The organism is Isoptericola sp. NPDC060257 (assembly GCF_042726645.1).
In the GTDB taxonomy this organism is placed as follows: domain Bacteria; phylum Actinomycetota; class Actinomycetes; order Actinomycetales; family Cellulomonadaceae; genus Isoptericola; species Isoptericola nanjingensis.
Window position 1 is genome coordinate 1 of sequence record NZ_JBHXAW010000069.1, and the last position, 17,396, is coordinate 17,396.

The following is a 17,396-nucleotide window of genomic DNA, read 5'->3' on the forward strand; positions in this document are numbered from 1 at the left end:
ATACGGCTCGGTCTGGTGGGCACGTTGTGGTTTATAACAGACACCCCTGCCCTCCGGACGTCGGTGGGCCGGCCGCGAACCTACCGGACGCGGCCGGCCGTCACCGAATCGGGCGTCAGCCCTGCTTCGTGACCTGGTACAGGATCGGGTCGCTGTCCCAGCCGAAGACGACGTTCTCGACGTCCTCGCCGAAGCCACCGGTGGCGTTCTGGTACCACAGCGGGATACCAGGCATGTCACCGAACAGGATGGTCTGCGCCTCCTGGTAGGCCTTGATCGCGGCCTCCGGGTCGGTCGCGCCGTTGCCCTCCTTGAGCTTGGCGTCGAACTCCTTGTTCGAGTAGCCCATGTCGTTCGAGCCGGCGTTCGTGCCGTAGATCGGCCCGAGGAAGTTGCTCAGCGCCGGGTAGTCGGCCTGCCAGCCGCCACGGAAGAGGCCCTTGATCTGCTCGTTGTCACGCGCGTCGAGGAACTCGTCGAAGGTGGCGTACGGGTCGAACTCGCACCCGATGCCGAGCGTGCTACGGACGTTGTTGCAGACGGCGTCCACCCAGGTCTGGTGGTCGGAGTCGGCGTTCGAGGCGATCTGCAGCGTGAAGTCCTTGCCGACCGGGTCCTCGCCCTCGGCCTGGTCCCAGAGCTTCTTGGCCTCGTCGGGGTTGTACTCGAGCACCTCGTTGCCCTCGACCGTGTCGGACCAGCCGTCGATGACCGGCGACGTGAAGTCCTTCGCCGGGGTGCGGGTGCCGTTGTAGATCGTCTCGGTGATCTGGTCACGGTCGATCGCCATGGAGATGGCCTTGCGGCGCAGCAGGCCCGCGTCGCCCTCGAACTCCTTGACGTACTCCGGGACGTTGATGACCTGGATGACGGCCGCGGCCTGGTTGACCGCGCGGTCGCCCAGCTCGTCCTCGAACGTCGCGAACGACGACGACGGCACGTTCTTCACGATGTCGAGCTGACCGCCGAGGAGGTCGTTGTACGCCGTGTCCTCCTCGGTGTACGCGACCAGGTCGGCGCCGTCGTTCTGCGCCTTGCGCTCACCCTTGTAGTCGGGGTTCGGGCGCAGCTCGATGACCTCGTTGTGCGTCCAGTTCTCGACCAGGTACGGGCCGTTGCCGATCGGCTTGTCGGCGAACGCGTCCGGGTTGTCGAAGAACGCCTCCGGGAGCGGCATGAACGCGGAGTACCCCAGGCGGATCGGGAAGTCCGACTCGGGCTGGGCGAGCTTGACCGTGAACTCGGTGTCGCTGACGACCTTGAGGCCGCTCATGGTCTCCGAGGCGGGCTTCTCGCCCTCCTTCGGGCTGCCGTCCTCCTGCAGCTGGTCCTCCGCGAAGTTCACGTCCGCGAAGCCCTCGATCGGCTCGAAGAAGTAGCTGAGGTTCTGGGCGTTGGGCCCGTACGCGCCGTAGTTCCAGGCGTCGACGTAGCTCTGCGCCGTCACCTTCGAGCCGTCGGTGAACGTCCAGCCGTCCTTGATGGTGATCGTCCACGTCTGGTTGTCGTCAGACTCGATGGACTCCGCCATGTCGTTCTGCGTCTGGCCGTCGGCGTCGTAGTAGACGAGGCCCGCGAAGACGTTCGAGATGGCGAGCGAGCCGTTGGTCTCGTTCGTCATCGTGGGGATGAGCGGGTTCTGCGGCTCGCCGTTCTGCACGGTGATGATTCCGGCGTCCGAGCCGCCGCCGCCAGCCTCGGGGTCGTCGCCCGAACCGCCACCGCACGCGGACAGGAGCAGGGCCGAGGCGAGGGTGAAGGCCCCGATGCCTGCAAGTCGTCGTCGAGGTGTCACGTGTCCTCCTGAGTTGAGTCGCTCACCGGCGGGGATCACCCCTCGGTGAGGTGCAGGCGCGTGTGCCCGCGCACTGCACTGTGCGCGGGTGACTCTAGTCACGGTTCGAGGCCCGCACATACCCTTCGCCCGCTTTGCACCCGGAACCGTGACCAATCCGGTATCTGGGCGCAACCTCCGGGACACGACCGGCGGCCGGCCCCGGACGCCGTCATACCGTCGCCAACCGGCCGTCGCGGACCACGAGGACGCGGTCCGCCACGGCCACCAGCTCCGGGTCGTGGGTCGCCACGACGGCGGCCACCCCGCGCGAGTGCACCAGGTCGCGCAGCAGCGCCATGACGCGGGCGGCCGTCGTCGAGTCGAGCTGGCCGGTCGGCTCGTCGGCGAGCAGCACCCGCGGGCGGGCGACGAGCGCGCGCGCCACGCCGACCCGCTGCTGCTGCCCGCCCGAGAGCTCGTACGGGCGCTGCTCGGCGTGGTCCGCGAGGCCGACCGCCTCGAGCGCCTCCGCGACCCGGGCCGCCCGTTCGGCGGCGTCGACCCGCGCCAGGCGCAGGGGCACCTCCACGTTCTCGGCCGCCGACAGCACAGGGATCAGCCCGAACGACTGGAAAACGAAGCCGATCTCGGTGCGGCGCACCGCGTGCAGCTCGTCCTCGCCCAGGCCGCCCAGCTCGCGCTCGACGGCGCCCGGGCCGCCCTGCGCCGCGGGGTCGGCGCCGAGGTGCACCGTGCCCGTGGTCGGGCGGTCGAGCCCGCCGAGCAGGTGCAGCAGCGTCGACTTGCCGGAGCCCGACGGCCCCACCACCACGACGAGCTCGCCGGCCCCGACCTCGACGGACACGTCCTCCAGCGCCCGCACCTCGCCCGCGCCGCTGCCGTAGACGCGCGAGACGCCCCTCGCGCGCAGCACCGTCGTCGTCGCCGTCGTGCTGGTCATCGCCGCTCCCCCGCTCCCTCGCGCCGGCCGTCCGGCCGGACCTCGACGTGGTCGGGCTCCAGGGCGAGGCGCACCCGGTCCCGCAGGTCCAGGGCGCTGACGAAGTCCTGCGGCAGCTGCAGGCGCCCCACGCGGTCCAGCACCGCGAACTCCTCCGCGACGTGCCGCTGCGCGCCGTCCTCGTCCACCTCCGTGCGGCGCAGCACCTCCGTGGACGTACGCCCGTCGCGGATCTGCACCGTCCGCGCGACGTGCTCCGAGACGGCCGGGTCGTGCGTGACGATCAGCGTCGTCACCCCGGTCGCCGCGTTCACCCCGCGCAGCGCCTCGAGCACCTCGACGCTCGTCGCCTCGTCCAGCTCCCCCGTCGGCTCGTCCGCCAGCAGCACGCGCGGCGCGCCCGCCACCGCGACGGCGATCGCGACCCGCTGCTGCTGCCCGCCCGACATCTGGCCCGGCAGCCGGTCCGCCACGTGCCCGACGTCGAGCAGCTCGAGCAGCTCCGCCACGCGCGCCGCCCGCGCGGCTCGGGAGCCGGAGCGCGCGATCTCGAGCGGCACCCGGACGTTCTCGGCCGCCGTGAGGTACGGCAGCAGGTTCCGCCCGGTCTGCTGCCAGACGAACCCGACGGTGGAGCGCTGGTAGCGCACGCGGTCGCGCCGCGTCATCGCCAGCAGGTCCGTGCCCGCGACCACCGCGGAGCCCGCCGTCGGCAGGTCCATGCCGGACAGGATGTTGAGCAGCGTCGACTTGCCCGAGCCCGACGCCCCGACCACGGCGACCAGGCCCCCGCGGTCGACGGTGAGGTCCAGCCCCTGCAGCGCCTGCACCTCGATGCCGTCCGTGGCGAAGATGCGCACCAGCCCGCGGCAGCGGATCTCGTCGGGCTCCGAGCGGGCGGCGTCGGCCGGCGGCCAGCCGGCCTCCTCCTCGGTCACCACCATCGCGTCACCACCGTCCCGTCGCCACCGTGTCGTCACCGTCGTCGCCGTCGCCCATCAGCCGTCCTCCCTCATTCCGCCGCCTCCCGCAACCGCTCCGGCGTCGCGCCGCGACGCCCCGCGACCGCCGCCAGCACGGCCCCGACGACCACCGTCGTCATGAAGCCGACCACTCCCCCCGCCACGAGCACCGGGTCGACCGTGAGCGCGGGCTGCGGCCCGCCCCCGGTCAGTGCGGTGAGGTCGACGCGGGCACGCAGCAGGGCGGGCACCGCGACCCCGACCAGCGCACCCACGACGAGCGCGCCGAGGGCCCAGGGCGCCACCTCCCACGCGACCAGCCCGCGCGACTCCGAGCGCCGCACCCCCATCGAGCGCAGCACCGCGAGCAGGCGCTCCCGGTCCGGGGCGGCCAGCACCAGCGTCAGGGCCACGGTGAGCGCGACCAGCACGCCCGCCAGGGCGACGGAGACCCGCGCCCCGGTCGCGATCCCCCGGGCCGCCGGCGACTCGAGGAGCTCCGCGGCGACCGTCGTGCGGTCGTCGACGGTGGCACCGGGCACCGCGTCGCGCAGCGCCGCGGCGACCCGCGCCGGGTCCGCGCCGTCGTCGAGCGCCACGAGGGCGGTGCGCGGCTCGGTCGCGTGGTCGAGCGGGCCGGCGAGGACGCCCGCGTCGAGCACGAGGGTCGACGGCGCGTCGATCACGCCGGGCACCCGGTCCGTCGCGCCGGCCACCACGACGTCGGCGCTCTCGTCCTGCAGGTCGAGGACGAGCCCCGTGGTGCCCGCCGCGACGTCCGGGACCCGCAGCGAGAGGACCGGCAGGGCGCCGTCGGCGGCCGGGCGGGCCAGCTCCACGACGTCGAGCGGGGCGTCCGGTACGTCGGCCTGCACCGCGGCGAGCTCCACCGCGTCCACGGCGACCACCTGCACGGAGCGGGTCCGCCCGTCGGCCGACCTCAGGTGGCCGGTCTCGGGCACGCGGGACGCCGTCGCCACCGCCGCGACGCCGTCGACCCCGCGCAGCGTCGTCACGGTCTCCTCGATCAGCGCGGGTCCCGAGACCCGCAGGTCCGCCCCCAGCTCGACGTGCGCCTGGCGCGCCACGCCGGCGTCCAGGGTCGACAGCAGCACCGCCGACGACGCCCCCACGGAGACCGCGAGCACCAGCGCGAGCGCGGGCACGACGCCGCCCGCGGGGGCACGGGTGGCCCGGGCCGCGCCGAGGAACGGCACCAGGTCGCGGCGCCGGGACAGCAGCCGCTCGAGGCCGCGCGCCAGCAGCGGGATCACGCGCACGGCGAGCAGCGCGGCCGCGGCGGCCACGAGCAGCGGGGTGGCGGCCACCAGCGGGTCGACCCCGCCGTCCCCCGCGCCCCCGACGACGCCGCGGCGCGCCAGGAGCACCGCCGCGAGCGCCGCGACGCCGACCACCGCGAGCTCCGCCGTCCGGCGCCACCGTCCGCCCGTGCCCGCCGTGAGGTCCCGCCGCTCGCCGCGCAGCGAGCGCGGCACCGTCACGGCGGCCGCCGCGACGGCCGGCGCCAGCGTCGCCGCGGCGGCCCACAGCAGCTGGGTGCCGGTCACGGCACCGGGACGGACCAGGAGGCCGAGCAGCACCCCGACGACCGCGGCCGGCAGGCTGACGGCGAGCCCCTCGGTCGCCGTGAGCAGCCGCAGCCGGGTGCCGGTCGCGCCGCGCGCGAGCAGCACCGCGAGCGCCGACCGGCGTCGCTCCACGACCAGGCGTGCCGCCAGCACCACGACCGCGCCGAGCGCGCCGAGCGGGCCCACCACGAGCACCACGAGGACGGCGTCGGTGGTGACCCGTTCCCGCAGGAGCGCGTCGAGCACGTCCGAGAGGGCGGTGCGCGCCTGCAAGGTCACCGGGTCGCCGGGCAGCACGGTCAGCGTCTCGTGCGTGAAGCCGCGCACCTGGTCGGCGAGGGTGGCGACGTCGTCGGACCGGAGGCCCTCGACCGTCACGGGGTACCAGAGCTCGGTCTGCGCCTCCCGGAAGGCGAGGGAGCCGATCATCGCCGGGTCGACGTAGACGGCCGCCGTCGCGATCGTGGACCCGGACGGCGTCGTGCCGAGCTGCGCGGTGCGACCGAAGGGCTGGTGGTACCACGTGCTCGCGTCGGGGTCGACGGGCTCGGTGAGCCCGACGACGCGCAGCGGGGGGAACTTCCAGACGTCCACGGCGTAGGTGCCGCCGAGCTCCCACCCGAGCGTCTCCGCGGCCGAGCGGGACAGGACCACCTGCACGGGCTCGTCGCCCTCCGGGCCGTTGAAGCCCGTGACCACCGGCGTCGCGGCGGGCCACTCGCCCTCGACCAGCCGCAGGTCCTCGGCCATCCGCACCGACGCCCGCATGACGACCTGCGGGATCTCGATCCCGGACCCGGGCACCTGCTCGGTCACCGCCTCCCGGGAGGAGACGGCGAACGACGGCTCGCCGAGGACGTCGCGCAGCGGCCGCGGCTGCTCGTCGCGCAGCCGCACCATGCCGTCGAGGAACTCGTCCCACCGGGGCTCGGGCGGCACGGCGGGCTCGCCCGCCGGCCCGGTCATGACGGCGTCGGTGGCCGACAGCCCCCCGCCGGGCACCACCGACGACCGGGACGAGACGTCCCGGCGCTGGGGCGAGAGCTGCTCGGTGGCGTAGGTGACCTGCTCCGAGCGCATCTCGCCGATCGCGCGGGTGCCGGCAGTGGCGGCGCCCGACCCGAGCACGGTCACGACCGCGAGGACCAGCGCGGTCCCCCACGCGGAACGCAGGTGGCGGCGCAGCAGCAGCCACAGCATCAGCGCACCTCCTCCCGGTAGCCGCCGTCGCGCGCCTGCGCGGCGACCGCCGCCCGCACGACCAGCGCGACGGCGGCCAGACCCGCGACGAGAAGGCCCCCGGGCACGAGCGCCGCCGCGGGCGCGTACGCCGTGTCCGGGGTCGGGACGACGGCGAACCCGGTGAGCGTGGCCGCGGCCAGGCCCGGCACCGTCGCGGCCGCCAGGGCCCACCCGGCCAGGAGCCCCGCGACCAGCGCGGCCGCCGTGACGACGGCGAGCTCGGTCGCGCGGCTCGCCCCCTGCGCCCGGGGCGGGAGCCCGACGGCGCGGAGCACCGCGACCTCTCCGCGTCGCTCCCGCACGCCGGCCACGCTCACGGCACCCACGCCGACCAGGGCGAGCGCCGCGGCCGCGAGCGCCGCGACCGCGAACGCCTGGCGCACCGGACCCGCGGCGTCGGACCCCTCCGACCCGGTCGACGTCGTGACCTGGACCGGCACCGTCCCGGCGGCGTCCTGGGCGGCTGCGGCCAGCCGGTCGACGTCGGCTCCGGGCACGGCACGGACCCAGGTCTCGGCGGCCCCGGGGACCACCGTGGCGAGGCGCAGGGACGCCGCCTGGAGCTCGTCGAGCCGCACCATCGCCGCGTCCCGGTGCAGGGAGCCCGGCACCACGTCCACGACGTCGACCACCTGCACGGACAGCCGCCCGCCCTCTCCGAGCGGCACCTCCGTCGTGCCCCCGGTGGTGACGTCGAGCAGCCGGGCCAGGTCCTGGGACAGGACGGCGCGGGCCGGCTGCCGCCCGGAGCCCGCGACCATGACGCGGAACGACGAGGGCATCGCCTCGTGGTCGACCTGCGTCGCGAGGCTCAGGCCCGAGCCCTGGCGGGCGCCGTAGACGGCGTCCGCCCTCGGGTCGTCGCGGGCGGGGGCCCAGTCGGCGCCCGCGACGTCCACCCGCGTCGTCGCGCCGTAGTCGGCGGTGACGACCACCCCGTCCACGGAGAGCCGCAGCGTCGTGAGCGTGCTGCGCGACGACGGCAGCTGGGTGTCGAGCGCGACGACGGTCCACTCCCCCGGGTCCCCGTCGGCGCCCGCGGGCGCGGGCGGCACCTCGGCGCGGAGCTCGAGCGTGCGCTCCTCGGGCCCGACGGGGCGTGCCCGGTCCAGGCCGCCGTCGAGGTCGCCGTCGAGATCGACGTCGAGGTCCTCCACGTCGACCGGGACGGGCTGCCCGTCCGGGTCGGAGAGCCAGAGCGTGATCCCCACCGTCGACCCCTCGAGCGCGAGCAGCGGCCCCCGGTCGGAGGCCATGGGCCCGTCCTCCGCGACGAGCGAGTCCCAGGAGGCCGGCTCGCCGCCCACCCCGGCCGTGGACGACTCCGCCGTGGCCGCCTCGTCCACGACGTAGTACTGCCCCGTGACGTGCAGCACCAGCCCGGTGGAACCGGCCGGGAGCCGGGGGTTGTCCGCGTACGGGCCGGGCCCGTCCAGCGCCGCCGCGATCTCGTCGACGCCCTGCTGCCCGTGCGGCCCGCGGGCCACCGACGCGACCCGGTCGGGCGGAAGGCCCGTGGTGGACAGCGGGACGCCGTCCACGACCGCCTCGGACACCCGCGCGGGGGCGGCGTCCGCCGCCCCCGGCAGCGCCGCGTACGTCGCGGCGGGCCCGGGCGTCCCCTCCGTCGCGACGACGCGCACGTCGCTGCCCGCGGCCACGCCGGCGGCCGCCTCCCGCAGGTGCTGACCGGTCCTGGTGTACGCGGAGGCGAGCACCACGCTCCCCGCGGCCACCACGACCAGGACCACGGGCACCGCCGTGACCGCGAGCCGTCGGGCCACCTGCCGCGCCGCGAGCACCCGCGTGCCCGGGCGGCGCGCGGTGAGCGCCGCCCAGGCCCGCGACAGCGGTCCCAGCAGCGCCACCGCCCCGACGGCCGCGGCCGCGAGCACGAGAGCGGGCGCCGCGGCGGCCGCCGGGTCGGTCTGGCCGCCGTCGGGCGTGGGGACGAGGGGCGAGCCGTACCGCCGCAGCAGCCACGTGGTGATCCCGGCGGCCACGGCCACCAGCACGACGGTCCCCCACGTGGCGGCCCGCCGCGCACGACCCGACCGGTCCGTGACCCGCAGCCCCGCGGCGGCCCGGGCCTGCAGGCCGCCGACCGCCACCAGCAGGAGCAGCGCACCCACCGCCGTCGCCACGACCGAGGGCGCCAGCATCCCCGCGAGGGATCCCGCGGAGGCGCCCTGGGCCGCCAGCACGGCCGCCGCCGCGCCCGCGCCCACGGCCGCGCCGCCCACGACGACCAGCGCCGCCTCCGACGCCGCGGACGCCGTCAGCTGACCCGCCGACGCCCCGCGCGAGACCAGGAGGTGCACCTCCCCCGCCCGGGTGGCCGCGAGCAGCCGCGCCACCTGGGCGACCGCGACCGCGCCCGCCAGCGCGAGCACGAGCATCGGCACGAGGGCCACGGCCTTCGCCGCGGCAGCCGCCGCGGCCGCGTCGGCGGCCCGCTCCGCGAGGTCCCCGGTCATGGTCGCGCCGCGCACGGCGACGGCGTCGTCGGCGAGGACCGTGTCGAGGAGAGCGTCGGACCCGGCGGCCAGGACGGCGAGGTCCGCGGTGCCGGTGGCGGCGACGTCGGGCGTGAGCGTCCAGCGCACGAACGGGTCGTCGGAGTCGTCGTCGGGCACCTCCTCGCGGACCAGGTCGTACGGCGCGGGGGCGAAGAGCGCGTCGACGTCGGCGCGCAGCGCCGCGTCCTGCGCCGCGGCGTCCGCCTCCGGGGCGAGCCGGGTGGTCACCTGCACCTCGGCCGGGACGCCGCCCCGGGTCAGCCCGTCGTGGACGACGTCCGCCTCGGCGGCGCGGACCGCTCCGACGGCGGTGCCGAGCGCCGCCGCGACGGTGGCGACCAGCAGCGCGACGAGGACCAGCAGCCCGCGGCGCGCGCCCGAGCGGCGTGCCAGCAGCCGGCCGCGGCTCACCGGCCTGCCCCGACGACGGGCGCTCCGCGGGGCGCGGTCACGGGCGGTGGCCCCGCTTCTCGTTGCCGCGCCGGTAGTTGCCCGTCGCGCGGGCCAGCAGCTCCTGGTCGGTCTCGGGGTCGCGGCCGAGCAGCGCGGCCAGGCGGGCGGCGCGCGCCCCGGCCACCGTGACGACCGGCCGGCCGCCGCGGCTCACGAGAACCTTGCCGTCCTTGGTGACCCGGTGCTCGAACGGGTCGTCCTCGAGGCCCACGGAGCCCCCCCTCAGCGACGCCACTCGTAGGGCGTGGTGGTGGACACCTTCACCAGGCCGGAGCGTTCCAGGATGGGGCGGGAGAACTCGGTCGAGTCGCTGTGCAGGTACGTCTTGCCGCGCTCGACGGCGGACCGGGCGCGCGCCGCGGTCAGCGCGCGGTAGATGCCGCGTCCCCGCCACTCGGGGCGGGTCGATCCGCCCCAGAGCCCGGCGAACTCGGTGCCGGGCACGGGCTCCAGGCGCCCGGCGCTGATCACCTGACCGTCCGCCTCCGCGACCCAGAGCTCCATCTCGGGGTCACGCTCCTGCCGCAGCAGGATCTGGTCGGCGTGCCCCGACGTGGCAGGGTCGTCGCCGAAGACCTCGTCGGCCATCGCGGCCATCGCGCGCACGTCCGCCTCCGCGGTGACGCGGCGCAGGGTCACGCCCTCCGGCAGCGGGACGTCCGCGACGAGGAGCCGCGCGTCGCCGATCATGATCGACTCCGGTTCCTCGGGCACGAAGCCGTGGTCGACCAGCGCCTCGTGCAGGCCGGGCGCGACGTCGTGGCCGCGGGTCTTCCACTCGGCGCTGGTGATCGTGGCGTCGTCGCGGAAGTGCGCGAGCGCCGCGGCGACGAACCCGCGGATCGTCGCCGCGTCGGCGCCGCCGAGGTCACGGTAGGTGACGAAGCCGCGCCCGCCCGTGAAGGTGACGAGGCGCAACGGTCCGAGGCGGGTCACGGCGACGGCGCTCGGTGTCTCGGCGTCGGTCCTCAGCTGGTCGTCGTAGGCGGCGAGGAGGCGCGCGACGTCGACGTCGGCAGCAGGTGCATTCACGGCGGACACCCTTCCAGAGCCCGGCATGCGGGGCAACGGTTTTCACAGGGATGCATGGAGCGGGCATGCACTTCCGGTCCGTGAGCATCGGCGCCCCGCCCTGGTGGACTCTCCTACGCCCTGCTCGCCGACCGGAGGTCGTGGCGGCTGCGCGCGTCGGAGCGCGCCCGGCGCCGGCTGGGCCGCGCGTCCGGCGGGACCTACCTGGCGCCGCCCGGCGCCGCGGTCGTGGTCTGATCGCCGTGCGGCACGGAGGTCACCGGCACGGAGTTCAGCGGCGCCAGCCCCTCGCTCGCGGCCATCCAGGCGGCGAACGTCACGGCACCCAGCTCGAACGCCACGAGCCGCCGGTCCCAGCGCCGGTCCGGGCCGGCCGCCGCGCGCACGAGCGCCAGGCCGCCGGCCAGGTTGGCCGCGCCCCACACGAGGTTGACCAGCGGCGACGACCCGCGTCCCGCCAGCGGCGTGAGGTGCTCCCGTCCCGTCGCGGCCGACGCCAGGTGCGGCGCGCTGTTGGCCACGAGGAGCCCGCCGACGAACGCGGCGAGATGACGGCCCCGCGTCGGGGGCACGGGTGCGGGTCGACTCATCCGGCCGACGCTCCCAGGCCGGCGGAGGCCGCGCAAGCCCGCCCGACGCACGGACCCGGCCCGTGCGGCAGCGGCGCTCAGAGGTGCCGGGCGACGACCGCGCGCCGGGGCCGCAGCCACCAGCCGCGCCGGTCCGCCTCGACCAGCAGGCGCAGCAGCAGGCCGCCCACGAGCAGCCCGCCCACCAGGTCGCTGATCCAGTGCCAGCCGAGGTAGTAGGACACCGCGACCGCGTTGAGCGCGACCAGGCCGACGCCGAGCCGCAGGGTCGTCATCGTGCGCGACGACGCGTTCGTCCAGCGCCCGACGAGGTAGACGGCCGTGCCGTAGATCAGCACCGCCTCGGCCGCGTGGCCCGACGGGAAGCTGATGCCGCTCCAGCCGAGCTGGCGCAGCCCGCCGTCGAACAGGTCGGCGTCGTCCGTCGTGGGCGCCGGCCGCGCGAGGACCACCTTGAGCAGCCCCACCCCGCCGTAGAACGCCAGCTCGGCCATGGCCGCGCACCACAGCGGACGCCACGTGCGGTGCCGCCACGAGAGGGTGGCCGCGACGGCCAGCAGGACCGGCAGGCAGACCGCCTGCCCGGCGATCGGGTCGAGCACGTGCTGGATGAAGGGCTGCAGCCCCGGCGTCAACGACCTGGCCCAGTACCCGTGCGCGTCCTCGTCGACGCCCCGGAACGGCCCGGCCGCCAGCAGCGTCACCGCGACCAGCCCCCCGAGGAGGGCGGGTGCCGTGGTCAGCCAGCCGAGCGGGTCCTCCGGCCGCCGGGAGCGCCCCGCCCGGGGGGCGACGCGCGAGCTGTCGAGGGCGCGCGCGGGCGCAGTAGGAGCCTGGAGCAACATCGCGCCCAGGGTAAGCAGCCCGCCTGGGCGTCACCTGGTCGACCGCGTGTGGTGTGCCGCACGTTCTCCGTCGGGCCGGGTCAGGCGCGTGGCGCCAGCGCCGACGCGAGCCACGCGTTGCGGCTGTGCAGCAGGCGGGTCATGTACCGGGTGAGCACCAAGCGCTCCACCAGTCGCCCCAGCGGCCCGGCCGGGGCGGCGAACTCCACCGTGTCCGTCATCCGGGTGCCGCCGGGCGTCGCCTCGAACCGGTGCTCGTGCCACCAGCGGCGGAACGGCCCGGCCACCTGCTCGTCGACGAACCAGTGCGGGGCGTCGTGGGCGCTGATGCGCGACGTCATGCGGAACGGGACGCCGAAGTGGCGCGCACGCCAGGTCACCGTGTCGCCAGGCCCCATGACGCCCGACGTCACGCCCGCCACCGCCCGCTCCCCCGAGCGGCGCATCGACGCCGTGTGCGCGTCCACCGACAGGCTCGCCGCGAAGCACGCCTGCGGGGACGCCGGGATCTCGGTGGTCAGCACGATCGTCGGCACCCGGCGATGGTAGGCCCCCGACGGCGGGCGCGGTCACGCCCGCGGCAGCGGGAGTCCGGCCGGCACGTCGTCGCGGCTGCGGTCGTAGGCGCGCATCGCGACGGTCTGCCGCTCGAAGAAGCCGGCCAGGCTCGCGGCTGCGGACGCCGGGACGCCGACGTCGTCCAGCGCCCGGCGGAACAGCCCGACGCAGACCTCGTCGAGCTCGGCGTGCTCCCCGTTGCCCGCGTGCATGCGCTGCACCCTCGACTCGTCCCCGTAGCCGCCGGTGTACAGGCGCGGGCCGCCGAGCGCCTCGGCCAGGTACGCGGCGAGGCGCTCGTCGTGCTGCGGGTGCAGCGTGCCGTGCGAGAACGGGTGCGCCGCCACCGGGTCGGCGAGGCAGAGCACGTTCCAGCGGCGGCACACCGCCAGCAGGACGTCGAAGCCCCCGACGTCGTCGTACAGGGTCATGCCCCCCAGTATCCACGCCGCGCACGCGCCGCCCACCTGTGAATCACCATTCACAAGATCCGTGACTTCCGGCCGGCGCGCTGCCACACTCGGGCACGACGACGCACGAGACGACGCACGAGACGACGACGCGAGGGAGCCCGCGATGCCCGACCTGCTCGACCCGGCGGCGGCGACGGCGGCCCGGGCGGCCGTCGTCCGCGAGGCCGGGGGCCCGGCGATGCTCACGGACGTCACGCTCGATCCTCCGGGCGACGGCGAGGTGCTGGTCCGCGTCCCGGCGTCCGGCGTCTGCCCCACCGACCTCTTCGGCATCGCGGGCGGCGCCGGCGACCGGTTCCCCGCGATCTTCGGGCACGAGGGCGCAGGCGTCGTCGAGGCCGTCGGGCCGGGCGTCGGCTCGCTCCGGCCCGGCGACCACGTCGTGCTCAGCTTCGACTCGTGCGGACGGTGCCGGTCGTGCGCCGCCGGCCACCCCGCCTCCTGCGACGACTTCGCCGGCCTCAACTACCGCCCGCGGTCGCGCGCCCACGCCGACGGCGCCGCGGCGACGACCGGGTGGATGGCCCAGTCGTCCTGGGCGACGCACGCGCTGGCACGCACCACCAACGCGGTCCGGATCGACGACGACGTGCCCTGGGAGGTCGCGGCCCCGCTCGGCTGCGGGGTCCTCACCGGCGCCGGGACGGTGCTGCACGTCCTGGCCCCCGGCCCGCACGACACGCTGCTCGTCGTCGGCGCGGGCACGACCGGGCTCGCCGGCGTCATGGCGGCCCGGCACCGCGGCGTGGGTCGCGTCGTCGTCAGCGACCCCGACCCCGGCCGGCGCGCCCTGGCGCTCGAGCTCGGCGCGACCGACGCCTTCGCCCCGCAGGACGTGCCGGCCCGCACGCTCGCGGCCACGCACGTGCTCGACACCGTCGGGCGGCAGGAGACCACCGACCTCGCCCTCGCCGTGCTCGCCCCGCGCGGGGTGTGCGCCACCGTGGCGCTGCACGCCGGGGCGAACCGGGTCACGGTGTCGCAGACGCAGGTGCTGTGGGGCCGCACGCTCACCGGCGTCATCGAGGGGGACGCCGTCGTGCATCGCGACGTGCCCACCCTGCTCGCGCTGTGGCGTGCTGGCCGGCTGCCGGTCGAGCGGCTCGTGCGCGGCTACCCGTTCGCCCGGGTCGGGTCGGCGATCGACGACCTCCGCGCCGGCCGCACGATCAAACCCGTGCTGCTGATGGACGACGGCGCGGTCCCTGCCGCGCCGGTCGTCCCGGCCGACGCGGCCGCCCTGGCGGACCTGCTGCGGGACGGCCGCGTCCCGGCGGCCGACCTCCCCGCGCTGTGGCGCTCGCTCCCGCCCGTGCGGACCGACGATCTGCGCGGGCTGTGGCGCGGCTTCGGGGTGAGCACCGAGCACCGCACCCAGCGCCTGCTCGTCCGCACCGGCTGGTACGGGAAGCTGTTCCGCGCCGACGACGACGTGTCCCCCCTGGTCTGCGAGACGCCCGACGGCGCCCTCGTCGCGGACGCCCGCCTCGCCCGCGGCGGCGCCACCCTGCGCGCGGTGGAGCACGACGGCGTCGTCACGGCGTCGATGGTCTACGACGGCCAGCCCGTGATCGACCACTTCACCCGCCTGTCGGACCACGCCGTCCTCGGCGTGATGACGGGACGGGACACCGCCGACGGCGGCGCGCTCTACTACTTCGTCCTCGAGAGGGTCGCCGACCGGGAGGTCGCCGACGCCGGCTGAACCGGCCGGCGACGACGCCTCACGCCCACGTGCCGAGGAACGCCAGGGCGCGCTCGCTCAGGAGCGCGGCCGCCGCGGGGTCGTGCCCCCGCACCGACCGGTCGGCGAACAGGTGCGCCGTGCCCGAGTAGAGGAAGAGCTCGGCCGTCGGCACGGAGCCCGCGAGCGCGCGGGCGGACTCGAGGTCCTCCGCGAACCAGTCGTCGTCCACGCCGCCGTGGATCTGCACGGGCAGACCGTCCGGCCAGGTCCCGAACTCCGCGACCGGGAGGCACGCGTCGACGAAGAGCGCGCCGACGGCGCCCGGCCGCGTCTGGGCGAGCCGCTGCGCCGGCATGACCCCCATCGAGAAGCCCGCGTAGACGAGCTCCGCGGGGAGCTCCTCCGCGGCGGCGACGCCCCGGGCCATCACCGTGTCGAACCCGAGCTCCTGGGCGTGGGCGACGCCCGTCTCGACGTCGTCGAAGGTCCGGCCGTCGAACAGGTCGGGGACGTGCACGGTGTGCCCCGCCGCGGCGAGCTCGTCGGCGAACGCCCGGATCCCGGGCGTCAGCCCTTGGGAGTGGTGGAACAGGATGATCTCGGCCATGGCTCCTCCTCGAGGATCCAGCAAGTACGATCCAAAAACTTCGAACGTTCCAGAACGTTAGTATCGTCGACCATGGACGGCAAGACCCCCGACTACGAGCTCGAGGACCGGATCGCCCTGACCGGCCCCGACCAGGTCCGGGCTCTCGGCAACCCGCTCCGCACCACGATCCTCGGCCTGCTCCACGAGCGCGCGGCGAGCGTCACCGAGCTCGCCCGAGCGGTGGGCCGCCCGAAGAGCACGGTCGCCCACCACGTCAAGGTGCTCGCCGACGCCGGGCTGCTGCGGGTGGTCAGGACGCGCCGGGTCCGCGCCGTCGAGGAGGCCTTCTACGGCCGGACCGCCCGGCTGTTCTACGTCGCGCTCGAGGGGGCGGACGCCGGGGCCGACGGCGCGAGGCCGGTGGACTTCAACGACTTCGAGGTCGCGGCCCGCGAGTCCCGACCCGCGTACCTCGAGGGAGAGCTGTGGGGCTTCCTGCGGCACGCGCGGATCGACGAGGCGCAGAAGCAGGAGTTCTGGCAGCGCATGGCGGCGCTCGTGGAGGAGTTCGACGCCCTCCCCCGCCGCGGCGACGTCGTGCACGGGTTCGCGGTCGGCGTCTACCCGGTGGCGGACTACCCGCAGCTCCCGCCGGCGTCGGACGACGAGCGATGACCGGCGCCGGGCACGGGCGGCCGGGCCCGGGCTACCTCGACAGCGTGAGGTGCAGCAGCGGGTAGGGCCGGCCCTCGTCGTCCACCGGGCTCCGGCCCGTCACCGTGAACCCGGCGCGCTCGTAGAAGCCGAGGGCCTGCGCGTTCTGCTCGTTGACGTCGACGGTCGTCACGCCGCACCGGTCGACGACGTGGGCCAGGAGCGCGCGCCCGACGCCGGTCCCCCGGTCGGCCGCGTCGACGAACAGCATCTCGAGCGCCCCGTCGGAGACGCCCGCGAAGCCGACGGCCCGGCCGGCCCGCTCGGCGACGAGCACCCGCACGTGCGGCAGGTGCGCGCTCGCCAGCCGCTCCTCGATCCGCGCGCGGTCGTCCTCCGCCAGGAAGGCGTGCGTCGCGTCGACCGCGGACCGCCAGATCTCGACCAGGCGGGGGTACTCCTCCGGCCCCGCCCCGGGGCGGACGCTCAGGTCGAGCGGCTCGGGGACGCGGTCCGGGTCGAGGTGCGGCGTGGTCATGGGGTCATCCTCCCAGGGCCCGTGCCGGCCGACGGAGGTCCGGGTAACGTCCTGCGCAGGGTCCCCGACGACGTCGACGAGGCGAGGAACGATGAGCCACTACCTCATCTACTTCAACCAGCAGTGGGTGGGCGACCACAGCCCTGACTGGTTCGCCGAGCGCGGGCCGCTCGCCAACGCCGTCGTGGGCGACATGAGGGACGCCGGCGTCCTCGTGTTCGCCGCCGGCGTGGACGAGGACGACGGCGCGGCCTTCACCGCCGACGCCACCAGCGGCACGCCGGTGGTCACCGCCGGGCCGTTCGCCCCGGCGGAGCAGCGCATCGGCGGCCTGACGATCGTCGACGTCACCGACGACGACGCCGCGAAGGCGTGGGCCGGCCGGGTCGCCGAGGCCTGCGGCTGGCCGCAAGAGGTCCGCCGGGTGTTCTGAGGGCGCTCCCGACCTCTCCCCGTCGCCGCGGCAGCGCCGCCGCCACGCAGAGCGCCGGTCCGGCGACGAGGGACCACGGACCGGGGCCGGCGGGAGAGAGCACGACCTCGGGGTGCACCCGCAGCACGTTGACGGCCAGCGCGCAGCAGAGCACGCCGGCGACGAGGACGACGGCGCGCGCGACGCGCCCGGATCCACGACGCGAGTACCGCCATGCGACCGCGGCGATCGTCCACAGCACCAGGCTGAGCCCCGTCCCGAAGATCAGGAACAGCGGCCAGGAGGCCTCCCGGTCGGAGGCGAGGCCGAGGGCGTTCGTGACCGTGTGGGCGACGCCCAGCCCGACCAGCGCGAGCGTGCCGACACCACCGGCGATCCGGCGGGGGCGGGAGAACGGGCGGGTCGGGACGAGGGGGCGCGGGTCGGTCGTCGTGTCCATGCCTCCAGGCTGACCGGGTCAGCGCGCCCCGGGATCCTCCGCAGGAGGCAGACGG

The 17,396-nt window shown here is 76.0% G+C and carries 17 protein-coding genes; 3 read left to right on the forward strand and 14 right to left on the reverse strand.

The features are described from left to right. Positions 1 to 115: 115 nt before the first annotated feature. From ACFWEK_RS08060 to ACFWEK_RS08110, 11 genes are all read right to left on the reverse strand, one after another. Complete coding sequence (locus tag ACFWEK_RS08060) at positions 116 to 1,795, reverse strand: ABC transporter substrate-binding protein (RefSeq protein WP_430545072.1); 1,680 nt, start codon at positions 1,793 to 1,795, stop codon at positions 116 to 118. A 211-nt stretch (positions 1,796 to 2,006) separates the two neighbouring features. Continuing rightward, a complete protein-coding gene (locus ACFWEK_RS08065) occupies positions 2,007 to 2,738 on the reverse strand; it encodes an ABC transporter ATP-binding protein (RefSeq protein ID WP_430553708.1) in 732 nt (243 codons plus the stop codon). Next, the gene (locus ACFWEK_RS08070) at positions 2,735 to 3,682 is read right to left on the reverse strand and encodes an ABC transporter ATP-binding protein (RefSeq protein WP_430553709.1); all 948 of its coding nucleotides are present in this window, start codon (positions 3,680 to 3,682) and stop codon (positions 2,735 to 2,737) included. Before ACFWEK_RS08070 ends, ACFWEK_RS08065 begins: the two co-directional genes overlap by 4 nt. A gap of 68 nt (positions 3,683 to 3,750) precedes the next feature. Continuing rightward, entirely contained in the window at positions 3,751 to 6,489 is a 2,739-nt protein-coding gene (locus tag ACFWEK_RS08075) for an FtsX-like permease family protein (protein WP_430553710.1), read from the reverse strand. Further along, positions 6,489 to 9,461, reverse strand: a complete 2,973-nt coding sequence (locus ACFWEK_RS08080) for an FtsX-like permease family protein (protein WP_430553711.1) — start codon at positions 9,459 to 9,461, stop codon at positions 6,489 to 6,491. Before ACFWEK_RS08080 ends, ACFWEK_RS08075 begins: the two co-directional genes overlap by 1 nt. Before the next feature lie 37 nt (positions 9,462 to 9,498). Next, entirely contained in the window at positions 9,499 to 9,714 is a 216-nt protein-coding gene (locus tag ACFWEK_RS08085) for a hypothetical protein (RefSeq protein ID WP_430545067.1), read from the reverse strand. Positions 9,715 to 9,725: 11 nt separating this feature from the next. After that, positions 9,726 to 10,535: a GNAT family N-acetyltransferase gene (locus ACFWEK_RS08090; protein ID WP_430553712.1), complete on the reverse strand. Its 810-nt coding sequence runs from the start codon at positions 10,533 to 10,535 to the stop codon at positions 9,726 to 9,728. A gap of 200 nt (positions 10,536 to 10,735) precedes the next feature. Further along, a complete protein-coding gene (locus ACFWEK_RS08095) occupies positions 10,736 to 11,125 on the reverse strand; it encodes a hypothetical protein (RefSeq protein WP_430553713.1) in 390 nt (129 codons plus the stop codon). 77 nt (positions 11,126 to 11,202) lie between these two features. Then, positions 11,203 to 11,970, reverse strand: a complete 768-nt coding sequence (locus tag ACFWEK_RS08100; protein WP_430553714.1) for a phosphatase PAP2 family protein — start codon at positions 11,968 to 11,970, stop codon at positions 11,203 to 11,205. Between the two features lie 80 nt (positions 11,971 to 12,050). Beyond that, complete coding sequence (locus ACFWEK_RS08105) at positions 12,051 to 12,506, reverse strand: SRPBCC family protein (RefSeq protein ID WP_430553715.1); 456 nt, start codon at positions 12,504 to 12,506, stop codon at positions 12,051 to 12,053. Positions 12,507 to 12,539: 33 nt separating this feature from the next. Next, a complete protein-coding gene (locus ACFWEK_RS08110) occupies positions 12,540 to 12,959 on the reverse strand; it encodes an oxidoreductase (protein ID WP_430545062.1) in 420 nt (139 codons plus the stop codon). Between the two features lie 145 nt (positions 12,960 to 13,104). Between ACFWEK_RS08110 and ACFWEK_RS08115 the strand changes: the two genes are divergently transcribed. Then, complete coding sequence (locus ACFWEK_RS08115) at positions 13,105 to 14,706, forward strand: alcohol dehydrogenase catalytic domain-containing protein (protein ID WP_430553716.1); 1,602 nt, start codon at positions 13,105 to 13,107, stop codon at positions 14,704 to 14,706. Positions 14,707 to 14,725: 19 nt separating this feature from the next. Here the strand turns inward: ACFWEK_RS08115 and ACFWEK_RS08120 are convergent, their stop codons facing one another. Continuing rightward, on the reverse strand, positions 14,726 to 15,319 hold the full coding sequence (locus tag ACFWEK_RS08120) for a dienelactone hydrolase family protein (RefSeq protein WP_430553717.1): 594 nt from the start codon (positions 15,317 to 15,319) through the stop codon (positions 14,726 to 14,728). Between the two features lie 48 nt (positions 15,320 to 15,367). On the opposite strand from ACFWEK_RS08120, the gene ACFWEK_RS08125 reads away from it, so the two are divergent. Next, positions 15,368 to 15,952, forward strand: coding sequence for an ArsR/SmtB family transcription factor (locus ACFWEK_RS08125; RefSeq protein WP_430553718.1), 585 nt, complete (start codon positions 15,368 to 15,370; stop codon positions 15,950 to 15,952). A gap of 31 nt (positions 15,953 to 15,983) precedes the next feature. Here ACFWEK_RS08125 and ACFWEK_RS08130 read toward each other — a convergent pair whose 3' ends face one another. Further along, positions 15,984 to 16,469, reverse strand: a complete 486-nt coding sequence (locus ACFWEK_RS08130; protein WP_430553719.1) for an acetyltransferase — start codon at positions 16,467 to 16,469, stop codon at positions 15,984 to 15,986. A gap of 91 nt (positions 16,470 to 16,560) precedes the next feature. Here ACFWEK_RS08130 and ACFWEK_RS08135 point away from each other — a divergent pair, with 91 nt between their 5' ends. Continuing rightward, positions 16,561 to 16,902: a YciI family protein gene (locus ACFWEK_RS08135; RefSeq protein WP_430545058.1), complete on the forward strand. Its 342-nt coding sequence runs from the start codon at positions 16,561 to 16,563 to the stop codon at positions 16,900 to 16,902. On the opposite strand, the gene ACFWEK_RS08140 is transcribed toward ACFWEK_RS08135, so the two are convergent. Then, positions 16,817 to 17,341, reverse strand: a complete 525-nt coding sequence (locus tag ACFWEK_RS08140; protein WP_430553720.1) for a hypothetical protein — start codon at positions 17,339 to 17,341, stop codon at positions 16,817 to 16,819. The genes ACFWEK_RS08135 and ACFWEK_RS08140 overlap by 86 nt on opposite strands. Between the last annotated feature and the right edge of the window lie 55 nt (positions 17,342 to 17,396).

What these genes read in the sequence shown, in the direction of transcription:
- ACFWEK_RS08070 (WP_430553709.1), bottom strand. Translation starts at nt 3,682, where the DNA reads ATGGTGGTGACCGAGGAGGAGGCCGGCTGGCCGCCGGCCGACGCCGCC.
- ACFWEK_RS08135 (WP_430545058.1), top strand. Translation starts at nt 16,561, where the DNA reads ATGAGCCACTACCTCATCTACTTCAACCAGCAGTGGGTGGGCGACCAC.
- ACFWEK_RS08125 (WP_430553718.1), top strand. Translation starts at nt 15,368, where the DNA reads ATGGACGGCAAGACCCCCGACTACGAGCTCGAGGACCGGATCGCCCTG.
- ACFWEK_RS08095 (WP_430553713.1), bottom strand. Translation starts at nt 11,125, where the DNA reads ATGAGTCGACCCGCACCCGTGCCCCCGACGCGGGGCCGTCATCTCGCC.
- ACFWEK_RS08130 (WP_430553719.1), bottom strand. Translation starts at nt 16,469, where the DNA reads ATGACCACGCCGCACCTCGACCCGGACCGCGTCCCCGAGCCGCTCGAC.
- ACFWEK_RS08065 (WP_430553708.1), bottom strand. Translation starts at nt 2,738, where the DNA reads ATGACCAGCACGACGGCGACGACGACGGTGCTGCGCGCGAGGGGCGTC.
- ACFWEK_RS08075 (WP_430553710.1), bottom strand. Translation starts at nt 6,489, where the DNA reads ATGCTGTGGCTGCTGCTGCGCCGCCACCTGCGTTCCGCGTGGGGGACC.
- ACFWEK_RS08140 (WP_430553720.1), bottom strand. Translation starts at nt 17,341, where the DNA reads ATGGACACGACGACCGACCCGCGCCCCCTCGTCCCGACCCGCCCGTTC.
- ACFWEK_RS08100 (WP_430553714.1), bottom strand. Translation starts at nt 11,970, where the DNA reads ATGTTGCTCCAGGCTCCTACTGCGCCCGCGCGCGCCCTCGACAGCTCG.
- ACFWEK_RS08110 (WP_430545062.1), bottom strand. Translation starts at nt 12,959, where the DNA reads ATGACCCTGTACGACGACGTCGGGGGCTTCGACGTCCTGCTGGCGGTG.
- ACFWEK_RS08115 (WP_430553716.1), top strand. Translation starts at nt 13,105, where the DNA reads ATGCCCGACCTGCTCGACCCGGCGGCGGCGACGGCGGCCCGGGCGGCC.